This is a genomic window from Halobacillus sp. Marseille-P3879 (assembly GCF_900240285.1).
In the GTDB taxonomy this organism is placed as follows: domain Bacteria; phylum Bacillota; class Bacilli; order Bacillales; family Halobacillaceae; genus Halobacillus_A.
Genome location: NZ_OESS01000002.1, coordinates 450049 through 463730 on the forward strand (window position 1 = coordinate 450049; position 13682 = coordinate 463730).

Annotated in this window: 12 protein-coding genes; 8 read left to right on the forward strand and 4 right to left on the reverse strand. The window is 39.9% G+C overall.

Annotated elements, in window-relative coordinates:
* Nucleotides 1-322: 322 nt before the first annotated feature.
* A complete protein-coding gene (locus C1A12_RS10035) occupies nt 323-1096 on the forward strand; it encodes a Cof-type HAD-IIB family hydrolase (RefSeq protein ID WP_101843740.1) in 774 nt (257 codons plus the stop codon).
* Nucleotides 1097-1149: 53 nt separating this feature from the next.
* On the opposite strand, the gene def is transcribed toward C1A12_RS10035, so the two are convergent.
* Nucleotides 1150-1704, reverse strand: coding sequence for a peptide deformylase (def, locus tag C1A12_RS10040; protein WP_101843741.1), 555 nt, complete (start codon nt 1702-1704; stop codon nt 1150-1152).
* A gap of 181 nt (nt 1705-1885) precedes the next feature.
* Here def and C1A12_RS10045 point away from each other — a divergent pair, with 181 nt between their 5' ends.
* From C1A12_RS10045 to lpdA, 5 genes are all read left to right on the forward strand, one after another.
* Nucleotides 1886-2548 carry a YkyA family protein gene (locus C1A12_RS10045; RefSeq protein WP_235001585.1) on the forward strand — a complete coding sequence of 221 codons (663 nt, stop codon included), beginning with the start codon at nt 1886-1888 and terminating at the stop codon, nt 2546-2548.
* A 601-nt stretch (nt 2549-3149) separates the two neighbouring features.
* Nucleotides 3150-4232 (forward strand): pyruvate dehydrogenase (acetyl-transferring) E1 component subunit alpha, encoded by a 1083-nt coding sequence (gene pdhA / locus C1A12_RS10050; protein WP_101843743.1) that lies wholly within the window; start codon nt 3150-3152, stop codon nt 4230-4232.
* 3 nt (nt 4233-4235) lie between these two features.
* Complete coding sequence (locus C1A12_RS10055) at nt 4236-5213, forward strand: alpha-ketoacid dehydrogenase subunit beta (protein ID WP_101843744.1); 978 nt, start codon at nt 4236-4238, stop codon at nt 5211-5213.
* Nucleotides 5214-5241: 28 nt separating this feature from the next.
* On the forward strand, nt 5242-6540 hold the full coding sequence (locus C1A12_RS10060; protein ID WP_101843745.1) for a dihydrolipoamide acetyltransferase family protein: 1299 nt from the start codon (nt 5242-5244) through the stop codon (nt 6538-6540).
* A gap of 4 nt (nt 6541-6544) precedes the next feature.
* Complete coding sequence (gene lpdA / locus C1A12_RS10065; RefSeq protein WP_101843746.1) at nt 6545-7954, forward strand: dihydrolipoyl dehydrogenase; 1410 nt, start codon at nt 6545-6547, stop codon at nt 7952-7954.
* A gap of 26 nt (nt 7955-7980) precedes the next feature.
* Here the strand turns inward: lpdA and C1A12_RS10070 are convergent, their stop codons facing one another.
* A complete protein-coding gene (locus C1A12_RS10070) occupies nt 7981-8379 on the reverse strand; it encodes a hypothetical protein (RefSeq protein ID WP_101843747.1) in 399 nt (132 codons plus the stop codon).
* A gap of 179 nt (nt 8380-8558) precedes the next feature.
* Entirely contained in the window at nt 8559-10088 is a 1530-nt protein-coding gene (locus tag C1A12_RS10075; protein WP_101843748.1) for a BCCT family transporter, read from the reverse strand.
* 572 nt (nt 10089-10660) lie between these two features.
* Here C1A12_RS10075 and C1A12_RS10080 point away from each other — a divergent pair.
* Both C1A12_RS10080 and C1A12_RS10085 read left to right on the forward strand, forming a co-directional pair.
* Nucleotides 10661-11503 (forward strand): polysaccharide deacetylase family protein, encoded by an 843-nt coding sequence (locus C1A12_RS10080; RefSeq protein ID WP_101843749.1) that lies wholly within the window; start codon nt 10661-10663, stop codon nt 11501-11503.
* Nucleotides 11504-11909: 406 nt separating this feature from the next.
* The gene (locus C1A12_RS10085) at nt 11910-12023 is read left to right on the forward strand and encodes a GapA-binding peptide SR1P (protein ID WP_101843750.1); all 114 of its coding nucleotides are present in this window, start codon (nt 11910-11912) and stop codon (nt 12021-12023) included.
* 94 nt (nt 12024-12117) lie between these two features.
* On the opposite strand, the gene C1A12_RS10090 is transcribed toward C1A12_RS10085, so the two are convergent.
* Complete coding sequence (locus C1A12_RS10090) at nt 12118-13587, reverse strand: aminotransferase class I/II-fold pyridoxal phosphate-dependent enzyme (RefSeq protein WP_101843751.1); 1470 nt, start codon at nt 13585-13587, stop codon at nt 12118-12120.
* Nucleotides 13588-13682: the final 95 nt, after the last annotated feature.

Consider the following 13682-nt stretch of genomic DNA (forward strand, 5'->3'; position numbering starts at 1 on the left):
AGGTGAAGTCGTCATATTCCGCCATATGACATTAAATTTAAGCATAGCTCTTACGTTCCATGATTTCTTTCCAACGTTTTCGAAGCTTTCTTCTTAGACGCTTCATCATGTGCATCCATCTCCTTTCACCGATGAAGAAAGACACTAAAAACGTTAAACCGCCCAATCCCTGATACCTATAGTATAATACGGATTGTGCAAGAAAGAAACATTTTGGCACGATCAATTTCTTATATCTTTCGTAAAACTTCTCAAATATATCCGCTCATGCTAAAGTATAGCCAGTGTATTTTTATTGTTAATGGATTTTTGGAGGGATTGGATGACGAAAAAAATTGCTTTTTTTGATATTGATGGAACACTGCTTAATCATGATAAAGAACTGCCTGTGGAAACGATACAAGCTATTAAGGATTTACAGAATAATGGTGTATACTGCGCCATCGCAACGGGAAGAGCCCCGTTTATGTTTGAGCAAATAAGAGAGACGCTTGGAATCGATTCCTACGTAAGTTTTAACGGTCAATATGTTGTTTTCGAAGGGAATACGGTTTATAAAAATCCGCTTCCACATGAACGGTTAGAAGAGCTATACTTTGACGCTGTCTCTAATGGGCATCCTTTAGTATTTATGAATCATGAAGGAATGAAAGCTTCAGAGCCTAACAGGGAAACAATTGAAAAAAGTCTGGATTCACTGCATTTTCAATACCCTGCAGTAGATAAGGATTTCTATAAAAAGAAAGAATTATACCAATCACTTATTTTCTGCGAAGGAAATGAAATTGATTATTACCGGGATCAACATCCTGATTTCAGTTATATTCGCTGGCATGAATTTTCGTGTGATATATTGCCTGCGGGTGGCTCAAAGGCAGAGGGGATCGACCAACTGATTAAAGCAGCAGGCTTAGACATTGAAGACACCTATGCCTTCGGTGACGGACTTAACGACATAGAAATGATTCGTGATGTGGGGACAGGGGTTGCAATGGGAAATGCAGTTGATGCTACCAAGCAGGTTAGTGATTATGTGACGTCTGATGTATCCGAAGGGGGTCTTGTCAAAGCGATTTATCATTTGGAACTTCTATAAAGGAACAGATAAAGGAAGGCTTCCAGGGGGAGAGCCTTCCTTTATTTACTGATTCACCGATCGACTGCAACAGCTCCTTCAGGTTCTTTAAAGGGATTTTCGCTGTCAATATGATCATAGAACATAATACCATTTAAATGATCAATTTCATGTTGAAAAACAATGGCAGCAAAGTCTTTCAGTCTGAGCTTGATCTCGCTGCCTTCAAGATCCGTTCCTTTTAAAGTAATTCGGCGGTACCTCGGAACGTAACCTGGAACTTCACGGTCTACCGAAAGGCAGCCTTCTCCAGTAGATAGATAAGTCCGTTCAACGGAATGACTCACGATTCTTGGGTTAAATAAGCCATAACTGAAGAGTTTGTCGTTCAAATCATAAAAATGAACGGCGAGCATACGTTTATTTACATTTATCTGAGGTGCTGCCAGACCAACCCCTGGTCTAAGACCGTATCTTTCGCATACTTGCTCGTCCTGACTATTTTTTAAATACTGAAGCATATCTTCTAATATTGCTTTATCTTCTTCGGAAGCAGGTAAAGTTACTTCTTCAGTAACTTTTCTTAAAGCGGGGTGACCTTCCCGGACGATATCTTCCATTGTAATCATTTGCGACATCCTTTCTATAAGACACATTCCAAATTAGTTTAACATAGAAAAATCAACTATGGTCCGTCATAATGATATTCAATTCTTACTTCCAAACCTTTCAATTTATGTCTTTTTATTATAATATTAATGGTATGATTTAGAAACTACATAGCAATTTATGAGCATAAGGGGGAGAAATGTGCGTTACTTAAAAGTAGTGGGGCTGTTTTTGGCAGCGTTTTTTTCATTAGTTGCCTGTTCAAGCCAGTCACCTGAGGAACAAATGTATGAACATATGGAAGAGTCAGTGAGTTTGGAAGAAGACTTTAGACAACAGCAGGAACCCTTACAGGAGTTAGAACAAGAAGAGGAAGAGATTTATAATCAAATTATTGAAATGAATTCAGAGGAAATGGATGAGATAGAGGAGCTTTCTTCTGAAGCAGCTTCTATTGTTGAAGAAAGAAAAGAGCGAATTGACACCGAAAAAGAAAGTATAGACGAAGCAAAAGAGGAATTTGATAAAGTAGAACCTCTTGTTGAAGAGCTTGAAAGTGAAGAAGCACAGGAAGCAGCTAATAAATTGGTTGACACTATGAATAATCGGTATGATGCTTACCTGGAATTACATGAAGCTTATCAAACTGCATTAGAATTGGACAGCGAGCTTTATGAAATGATGAAGAAAGAGGATTTAACTAAAGAAGACCTACAAACTAAAGTTGATGAAATTAATGAAAGTTACAATGAAGTAATAGAAGCTAATGAAATCTTTAATGAGCATACAACTAATTATAATGATGAGAAAAAGGCATTCTATGATGCTGCAGATTTAGATGTTAATTACGAGGAAGCTGAATAGACAGGCTTTTCGATGGTTTCGCTTTCCGGGAAACGCTTCTTTCTTTTGGAGCACTTTTCACCTCCCCTGGTCTTGGCGGTCTGACTGTTTGTTTTGGTACAGGGGCCCCTGAAAGATGAGGGTTCCGCAGACCGTTCTTTAAATGAGTTACACTATGTATGTAAAAAGAATAAAGTAAGCTGTCGAGATTGTCGCGACACATTGAAACCAGCTGTGACGGCTGGTTTTTTTATTTGCATCTCTCTTTAAAAAAACGTAGAATTAATACAGGTTCAAAAAATAAGTAGTACAGTATTAAACTTATCGAATGAATCTAAGGAGGGTTTTTGTTCAATACGCTTATAACTACCATTGTAATTATTTAATTACAGAGTTATTGACGGTAACTTAAGATTGAGCTAAACTACAATAGGAAATTACATTGTACCAATTATTAAGTTGCTGAAATTGTAACAGTTATGCTCGGAAGCCGGCTAAGATTAATAAAGTTTGGTAAAGGGTAAAACCTATAAGAGGAAATCGGTACAGTTTTTTTACTTTTTTGGGAACGCTAAATGCAGCATCCAATTTTCAAATAATAGAAAGGAAGAGGTGGATCACTTTGAAACGAGTTCTCGAGAATATCGAAAATCAGTTTGAAATGTTTCAAATCCTTAATGAAAAAGGCGAAGTAGTCAACGAAGACGCAATGCCTGATCTATCTGATGAAGATCTAAAAGAAATTATGAAGCGTATGGTATACACAAGAATTCTTGACCAGCGCTCTATTGCCCTTAACAGACAGGGACGCTTAGGTTTCTACGCACCTACAGCGGGACAGGAAGCTTCTCAATTAGGAAGTCAATATGCATTGACGAAAGAAGACTTTATTCTTCCCGGTTACCGTGATGTACCACAGTTAATTTGGCAGGGTCTTCCGCTCTACCAAGCATTTCTTTTCTCTCGTGGACACTTTAAAGGGAATCAAATGCCTGAAGGCGTTAACGCAGTAAGCCCTCAAATTATCATCGGTGCTCAAATTACTCAAACCGCAGGTGTTGGCCTTGGCTTTAAGAAACGTAAAGAAGATGCGATTGCAATTACTTACACGGGGGATGGCGGTGCCTCCCAGGGTGACTTTTATGAAGGGATCAACTTTGCCGGGGCATTTGGTGCACAAGCAGTATTTGTAGTGCAAAATAATCAATTTGCTATCTCCGTCCCAGTAGAAAAACAGTCCGCAGCTCAAACAATTGCACAAAAAGCAGTTGCAGCTGGTATCGAGGGAATTCAAGTAGATGGTATGGATGTTCTTGCTGTATATGCAGCTACAAAAGAAGCCAGACAGCGTGCTGTAGATGGGGAAGGTCCAACTTTAATTGAAACAATGACATATCGTTATGGCCCTCACACAATGGCAGGGGACGACCCAACTCGTTATCGTACCGAAGACATGGATAGTGATTGGGAAGAAAAAGATCCGATTGTACGCTTCCGTAAATTCCTTGAGGCTAAAGATCTATGGTCGGAAGATGAGGAAAATGAAGTGATCGAACAAGCAAAAGAGGATGTTAAAGCTGCCATTAAAGAAGCGGATAATACTCCTAAGCAAAAGGTAACAGATCTTATGGAAAATATGTACGAAGAACTTCCTTCAAACTTGAAAGAGCAGTATGAAGAATACAAGGAAAAGGAGTCGAAGTAGATCATGGCACAAATGACAATGATTCAAGCCATCACTGATGCGATGCGCACAGAACTAAAAAATGATGAAAACGTGCTGATATTCGGTGAAGATGTTGGTCAAAACGGCGGTGTGTTCCGTGCGACTGAAGGTCTTCAGGATGAATTTGGTGAAGAGCGTGTATTCGATACACCGCTTGCGGAATCTGGAATTGGCGGAATGTCAATCGGACTTGCATTGACAGGTTTCCGCCCTGTACCTGAGATTCAGTTCTTCGGTTTCGTATATGAAACGATGGATGCGATCAATGGCCAAATGGCTCGTTACCGCTACCGTTCTGGAAATACTCGTCCAATGCCTATTACAGTTCGTTCTCCTTTTGGAGGAGGGGTGCACACACCAGAACTGCACGCCGACAGCCTTGAAGGGTTAATGGCACAGCAGCCGGGACTTAAAGTTGTTATTCCATCCAACCCTTACGATGCAAAAGGACTTCTTATCCAGTCAATTCGTGAAAACGATCCGGTTATTTTCCTCGAGCACATGAAACTTTATCGTTCATTCCGTGAAGAGGTACCTGAAGAAGAATACACAATTGAACTTGGAAAAGCTGAAGTTAAGCGTGAAGGCACAGATGTTACATTAGTTGCTTACGGTGCAATGGTTCACTCTTGTCTAAAAGCCGCTGAAGAACTGGAAAAGGACGGTGTAAGTGCTGAAGTTATTGACCTTCGCACAGTAAGTCCAGTTGACTATGACACTATTCTTGCATCTGTAGAGAAAACAAATCGTGCAGTAGTTGTTCAGGAAGCCCAAAAACAAGCAGGAATTGCTTCAAACGTTGTTTCTGAAATACAGGAAAAAGCAATTCTTCATTTAGAAGCGCCTGTTCTTAGAGTAACTGCTCCAGACACTGTATATGCGTTTACTCAGGCAGAAGAAGTTTGGCTTCCAAACCACAATGATATTGTTGAAAAAGTAAATAAAGTAGTGAACTTTTAATCATCCCTAATAATAGGAGGTAATACCTGTGGCGTTTGAATTTAAACTACCTGATATTGGAGAAGGTATCCATGAAGGTGAAATCGCAAAATGGTTTGTTAAACCCGGCGACGAAGTAAAAGAAGACGATGTTCTTTGTGAAGTGCAAAATGACAAGGCTGTTGTAGAGATTCCTTCTCAGGTTGATGGAACGGTAAAAGATATTCATGTTGATGAAGGTGAAACAACAACGGTCGGTACAGTTATCATCACGATCGATGATGGTTCTGAAGATTCTGCTGAGGAAGCTCAAGAGGAACAAAAAGAAGAGCCTAAAGAAGAAAAAGAAGAAGCTCCTAAACAAGAGGAAAAAGAAGAACAGCCGGCAGCTGAAGCTGAAGATGTGGATAGTGATAAGCGCGTTATTGCTATGCCTTCTGTAAGGAAATATGCGCGCGATAACGATGTAGATATCCGTAAAGTACAAGGATCCGGCAAGAACAGCCGTGTACTTAAAGAGGATGTAGACAGCTTCCTAAGCGGAGAACAGACATCTGCTACTAAAGAAGAAGCTTCTGAAGACAAACAAGAAGCTGCAGCTTCAGACGAATCCAGTCAGCAGCAAGCTCCTGCAGCCGGAGAAGCTTATCCTGAAACTCGTGAGAAGATGAGTGGAATCCGCAAGGCAATCGCTAAAGCGATGGTTAATTCCAAGCATACAGCTCCTCACGTCACTCTTATGGATGAAGTAGACGTTACTGAATTAGTCTCCCACCGTAAGAAATTTAAAGCTGTAGCAGCAGAGCAGGATATTAAGCTAACTTATCTTCCTTACGTTGTGAAAGCACTAGTTTCCACGCTTAAGAAGTATCCAGTACTAAATACTTCTCTTGATGATAATACGGATGAAATTATTCAAAAACACTATTATAATATTGGTATTGCAGCTGATACGGACAAGGGACTGCTCGTACCTGTAGTTAAAGATGCTGACCGTAAGTCAATCTTCTCTATCTCTAGTGAAGTAAATGAATTGGCTGTAAAAGCTAGAGATGGTAAGCTAGGATCAGACGAAATGAAAGGTGCATCTACAACGATCACCAACATTGGTTCAGCTGGCGGACAATGGTTTACACCTGTTATTAACCATCCTGAAGTAGCTATCCTTGGAATCGGACGTATTGCAGAGAAACCAGTTGTTCGTGACGGTGAAATTGTTGTAGCTCCAGTACTTGCAATTTCCTTAAGCTTCGACCACCGTATGATTGACGGTGCGACAGCTCAACATGCAATGAATAACATCAAGCGTTTACTGAACGATCCACAACTTATTATGATGGAGGCGTAAATGTATGGTAGTAGGAGATTTTCCAATTGAATTAGACACATTAGTAGTAGGAGCAGGACCTGGCGGCTATGTAGCTGCCATTCGTGCTGCTCAAACAGGACAAAAGGTTACAATTGTAGACAAAGGTAACCTGGGTGGTGTTTGCTTAAACGTCGGCTGTGTCCCATCTAAGGCACTTATTCAAGCGGGGCACCGTTTTGAACATGCTAAAGGCGCAGAAGACATGGGCATTAAATCAGAGAACACAACGGTTGATTTCTCTAAAGTTCAGGAATGGAAGAGCGGCGTAGTCAACAAACTTACAGGCGGTGTAGAAGGTCTGTTAAAAGGAAATAAAGTTGACATCGTAAAAGGTGAAGTTTATTTTGTCGACAAAAATACAGTACGTGTGATGGATGAGAAGAACTCTCAAACATATACGTTTAACAACTGTATAATTGCTACAGGCTCTCGTCCGATCGAGATTCCATCTTTCAAGTTTTCAGACCGTGTAATTGATTCTACTGGTGCTTTAGCTTTAACAGAAGTGCCGAAGAAAATGGTTGTCATTGGAGGAGGGTACATCGGTACTGAATTAGGTACTGCGTATGCCAATTTCGACACAGAAGTGACGATTCTTGAAGGTACGAAAGATATACTTGGGGGATTTGAAAAGCAAATGTCTTCTCTTGTTAAACGCCGCCTGAAGAAAAAAGGCGTTGACGTTGTCACAAACGCAATGGCTAAAGGTGTCGAAGAGAAGGAAGATGGAGTAACTGTAACTTATGAAGTGAAAGGCGAAGAGAAAACAATTGATGCTGATTACGTGCTGGTTACAGTAGGTCGCCGTCCTAACACTGATGAAATCGGACTTGAAGAGCTTGGTATTGAGATGAATGATAAGGGTGTTATTAATACCGACAAACAATGCCGTACCAATCTTGATAATATCTATGCAATTGGTGACATTGTAGACGGACCTCCATTAGCTCACAAAGCTTCTTATGAAGGCAAAATTGCTGCAGAAGTGATTGCAGGCGAAAAATCAGAAATTGATTACCTTGGTATTCCAGCTGTAGTCTTCTCTGATCCGGAACTAGCTTCGGTAGGATATACGGAACAAGAAGCAAAAGACGCAGGCTATGAAATTAACGCTTCTAAGTTCCCATTTGGAGCGAACGGCCGTGCATTGTCCCTCAACAACAGTGATGGTTTCTTAAAGCTAATCACACGTAAGGATGACGGTCTAGTGATCGGTGCACAAGTTGCAGGTCCAAATGCGAGTGACATGATTGCTGAATTAGGACTAGCTATTGAGACTGGAATGACTGCTGAAGACTTAGCTCTTACCATTCACGCTCACCCAACTCTTGGGGAGATTACAATGGAAGCAGCAGAAGTTGCTATGGGTCAGCCTATTCATATCACTAAATAAGTATAACAAAGCTCCTAAGCACAAGCTTAGGAGCTTTGTTTTTTTGAGATAGCAACCGTATTTTCTAATGTATTTACGATATCCTTAGGAGTAGTGTTTTCACCAGTAACTGTTTGTATGGGTTTGCCTTCTTTATATATGATAAGGGCGGGTAATTGCTCGGCACTCAAGTCTAATTCACTTGTGTTCACGGTAGATTCCTGGAATGAAAGATAATTGTCATCTTCTTGGTTTGTTTTCCAGTTTAACAGGGCCGCCATGTATTCATTTGCCTGCTCTTCATCGTCAGGGTGGGTATAGAGGTTTATTTTATAATCTGAGGGGTTCGCACTGATCACCTTTATATCTTCTCCGCCGGCAGTACAGCTTGAAATAAGGATTAAAGATAAACAGGATATAAATATGATTGCTGTTATTCTTCCCATACTGGACCACTCCTTCTTATACAACGAAGTGTATCAGAGAATCATTAAAAACAGCCTGATGTTATCTAATTGTTATTATAATGAAAAAACGTTGTTCATTGTTTAACTGTATTGTTATGATAGTTTTTTTAATGTAAAAAAGACGGCTCCTTGTGTCAGGGGCCGTCTTTTCTAGGGATTTATTTTCTCTTAAGACCTACTCGTTTGCCTTCATTTTGAAATTCTTTAAATAATGAGAAACACATAAGAATCATAATGAAAGTGAACGGGAAAGCGGCAATAATAGCTGCTGTTTGTAACGAATTTAAGCCGCCCTGCCAAAGTAATATGGAAGCTGCACCTGCTTGGATAACTCCCCATACAAATTTAACTTGTAAGGAAGGATTCAAGCTTCCGTTAGTAGTCTGCATACCTAATACAAAGGTTGCTGAGTCTGCTGAAGTAATAAAGAAAGTACTGATTAACAACAGACCGATAATTGTCATTACTCCGCCAAGAGGGATATGTTGCAGAGTGGAGAATAAGGCTACTTCTGACCCTAATTCACTTACGTCGGAGTAAATATCAATTCCCTCAAAGAACTCCAAATTAATCGCTGTTCCGCCAAATACAGAGAACCACAGCGCTCCAAAGATTGTAGGAACAAGCAGTACACCTGAGATAAATTCACGGATTGTGCGCCCTTTTGATACACGGGCAATGAAAGTACCAACAAATGGAGCCCATGAAATCCACCATGCCCAGTAGAATATCGTCCAGTCTGCCACCCAGGTATTATCTTCCGAGAATGGGGTCATTCGAAAACTCATATATGGAAGGTCACGTACGTAAGAGCCGAAAGTGGATGTGAAATAATCCATAATAAAGTTAGTAGGACCCGCAAATAACAAGAAGAACATGAGTAATAAGGCTAATACGATGTTCGTATTACTTAAATATTTAATACCTCGGTTAAGTCCTGTCATAGCTGAAGTCATAAACAAAACAGTGACAATAATAATGATTATCAGCTGGAGGCTGAACGTGTTTTCTATCCCTTCAAAGGAGAATGACAAACCACTTGCGATTTGTAGTGCTCCTAAGCCCAGGGAGGTAGCAACACCAAAGATGGTGGCAAATACCGCGATAAAGTCAACCAAAGTACCAATTGGACCTTTTACTCTTTTTTCGCCAAGTAAAGGAGTCAGGACTGCACTGATTACGCCGGGCGCGCCTTTTCTAAATTTGAAGTAAGCTAGTGCCAGGGCTAATACAGCATAGATTCCCCATGGATGGAAACCCCAGTGAAAGAAACTGTATTTCATTGCTTCTCTTGCAGCATCCTGACCCTGTGCCTCTGTTTCAACACCAGGTGGTGCATGGAAGTGAGAGAGAGGTTCCCCTGCTCCCCAAAAGACAAGTCCAATCCCCATACCAGCGCTGAATAACATGGCGAACCATGTAATGTATGGGTATTCAGGTTCATCATTCTCTTTTCCTAATTTAAGCTTTCCATATTTAGAAAAAATCAAATAAATGGCAAAAATAAGGAAGCCCGTGGCTGATAATAGGTAAAACCAACCAAATTTGTCTGTAATGAAGCCTTGTACATTCGTAGTTACCTCCGAAAGGTTAGCAGATTGCAGCATAGAATCCGGGAGTATCCCCCAGATAATAAATAACGTTGCTACAACAACTGAAATGTAAAAGACTTTCGAGACTTGTTGCATACCAAACATCCTTTCTTAAGTTTTTGAGTTTTCCTGGTGGATCCCTGGTTATTGTTCGTGTCTTCCAGTGAGTGATCCATCTAACTTTTCAACTATCACCAGGAGCAAGAGAAACCCGTTTTAATAAAATGTCGTGGATGATGTAATCCATAGTATTTGTCACCCATAAACATCCATGCGTCTATATTCAAGAGGAGGTCTTAAAATATAGGTAATTATGAACCATACAGGGGGGAGGTGTTGAATAGCAATAACGCTGAAAAGTGAGATGATTGTACCAATAGTTATAGTACCCATCCTTTAGCGAAACGAAACAACAAGTATGTCGATTCTTGTGAAGAGGTTTCAAGTTTCACACGAACAAATTAAAAAAGCCCACGCATGATGGGCATCAATAAAAAGGATAAATCTTATCCCAATCCAATGTCAACAATTTATGTTCAGCCGTGTATGTGGTTCATAAGTCACAATTTCACATTATACGCTAAATTTTTCAAAAACGATAGTGAAAAAGAGCACACTTACTTTATAATATAAATATACAAATATTAGTAATTATAGGGGGAGTTTAAATGAAAGGTATTTTGAGTGTGCTTTTGGTACTGTTACTAATAATGGGGTGTAGTCAACAATCTCAGACAAGTAATGCAGAAAAAAGTGAAGATAACGATAAGGTAGAGTCAGAAAAAGAAGATAAAGAAGAACAAAGTAACAAAGAGACAACTAATGAAGAGATAGACGAGGAGAAGGAGGAAGAGACTGAGCAAAGCAGCGACGAGAAACAAGAGCCGGAATACATAATGAATGACTCATGGTCATTTGAACCAATTGATAATGCCAAAGAGGAGGTAGTACTGCTTACATTTGATGACGCTCCCGATGAAAATGGGCTGGAAATTGCAAAGACTTTACATGAGTTAGAAACCCCGGCGATCTTTTTTGTGAACGGGCACTTTATCAATACAGAAGAGAAGCAGGAGATTCTAAAGCAGATCCATGATTTAGGTTTCCCAATCGGTAACCATACCATGACTCATGCTTCTCTGCCTGAGCTCCCCGAAGAAGAGCAGAAAGCTGAAATTGTCGATCTTAATGATCAGGTAGAAGAAATCACAGGAGAACGCCCAAGGTTTTTCAGGGCGCCTTTTGGACAAAATACAGATCTTACCAAGCAGGTGGCGGAAGAAGAAGAAATGCTTTTAATGAATTGGACTTATGGGTATGACTGGGAAGCTGAGTATCAGGAAGCTGATTCGTTAGCTGATATAATGGTGAATACAGATTTACTGGTACCAGGTGCTAATTTGCTGATGCATGATCGGGAATGGACTGCTGAGGCAGTTCCAGATATTGTAGAAGGATTTAAGGAAAAAGGCTACGATATATTAGACCCAGAACTTATAAAAATTAATTAACAAATAAGGCTGTCGATTTTTCGACAGCCTTATTTGTTAATCAAGTTATCTGGCATACTTTTTGACAAGCTTAATGAACAGGTACAAAGTACTGCAGAAACATAGATCAAATGGAGCTTCCACCTGCAGGGGTTTTAATCCTGTGGATAAAAGAAGATTATCTCAATGCCTTAATTAGAATTCGCTGCTTAAAATAGAAAAGTCATCCTATATCCTGGTGTCTATATTATACAGTCGGCACCTGCCGTTCTTTTTGTTTGTTTCACACCATATATTATATAAGACCAATTAATAGTATAACACAATTAACAAAAAGTTATACTTAAGGGGTTGTAATTTATATTGTGTCATATTAAAATAAGCTTACAGTGAAAGCGAATACAAAACAAAAGGATGGGATGTAGAAATGGGTACAATTGTATGTCAGGGATGTCAAAAGGTAATTGAACACTTTGAGAATGAAAAAGTATCTACTCTTTACAGTAAATGCCCTTCTTGTGATAAAACGTCAAAAAAATAGCTATTAAGAAAGCTCCCCAATGAACATGGGGAGCTTTCTTAATTACAAAAAGGAACATATACAAATATCGGCTATCAGTAATATAAGAAGTCAGCTATTGAAAGGCTTTGTGCTCCTTAATTACCTGGATGGTTTCTAAAGTATCATCTTCAAGTCCTTGAACAGGAAGACCGGCATCGATGTTTTCATTTATATAATTAATATTTTCCTGTGTAATGATTTCTCCAGGAATAAATATCGGAATACCTGGAGGATATATCATAAGAAATTCAGCGCAGATTCTCCCCGCGGCCTCACTAAAAGGAATTGTTTCTGTAGACGAGTAAAATGCTTCCCTTGGTGACAAGGCTAAAAGCGGGATCTCTGGAATACTTACTTCGACCTCTTTTAAGTAGAAATCGCTATGGGCTTCTCTTGCTAACCGGGTTAACCCCTCGATTAATAAATTAATCTCCTGCAACGAATCTCCTGAAGTTACAATACAAAGAATGTTGTATAAGTCAGAGAGTTCCACTTCAATGTTATAATGCTTTCTTAACCATACTTCTACATCGTAACCTGACAGACCTAATTCTTTAACAGAAATTATCAGCTTGGTAGGATCAAAATCAAAAGCAGCTGGTGACCCCAGTAATTCTTCACCAGCACAATACACTCCATTTATGTCATTTATTTTTTTTCGGGCTTGATCAGCAAGATTAAGCGTATGCTCTGCCAAGTGCCGCCCGTTAGTCGCCAGGTGTCGGCGTGCAGCATCTAAGGAAGCCAGTAATAAATAAGATGTAGAGGTGGTTGTTAGCATGGAAAGAACGGACTGAACTCGTTTGTGGGTAATCAGCCCTTCTTTTACATTTAATACGGAACTTTGCGTTAAAGCGCCTCCCAGCTTATGAACGCTTGTCGCCGCTAAATCGGCACCTGCTTCCATTGCAGACAGGGGAAGGCGATCATGGAAGTGGATGTGTACACCATGAGCTTCGTCAACAAGCACAGGCATGGAAAATCGGTGGGCAATAGATACAATCTTCTTTAAATCTGCTGTTACACCGAAATAAGTCGGATTTATTACAAGAACAGCTTTTGCATCTGGATGTGCTTCGCAAGCATGCTCGATGGCTTCAGGGGTAATGCCATGTGAAATGCCAAGCTGGTTATCTAAAGCAGGGTGTACAAAAATAGGTATAGCACCGGAGAAAATTATGGCTGACGTCACAGATTTATGAACGTTTCTTGGAACAATAATTTTATCTCCGGGATGACATACACTTAATACCATTGTCATAATAGCTCCGGAAGTTCCCTGAACGGAAAAAAACGTGTAATCCGCTCCGAATGCTTCTGCAGCAAGTTCTTGAGCTTCTTTAATTAAACCGTGAGGATTGTGCAGGTCATCAAGTGGTTCAATATTAATCAAATCCATTGATAATGCAGCTTCACCCATGAATGAAGCAAATTCTTCGTCCATTCCCTTACCTTTCTTGTGACCGGGAATATGAAATTGTACCGGGTTTTTAGCTATATGATTTTTAAGCCCTGTAAATAAAGGCGTTCGTCTCTGGTCCATTTATGGCCACCTCTTTTGAAAAATATCCAAGGATAAAAGCAAGTGAATTATAGCAGAGATATTATAAAGTGGCTAGCCGAAGAAAGTACGATGGA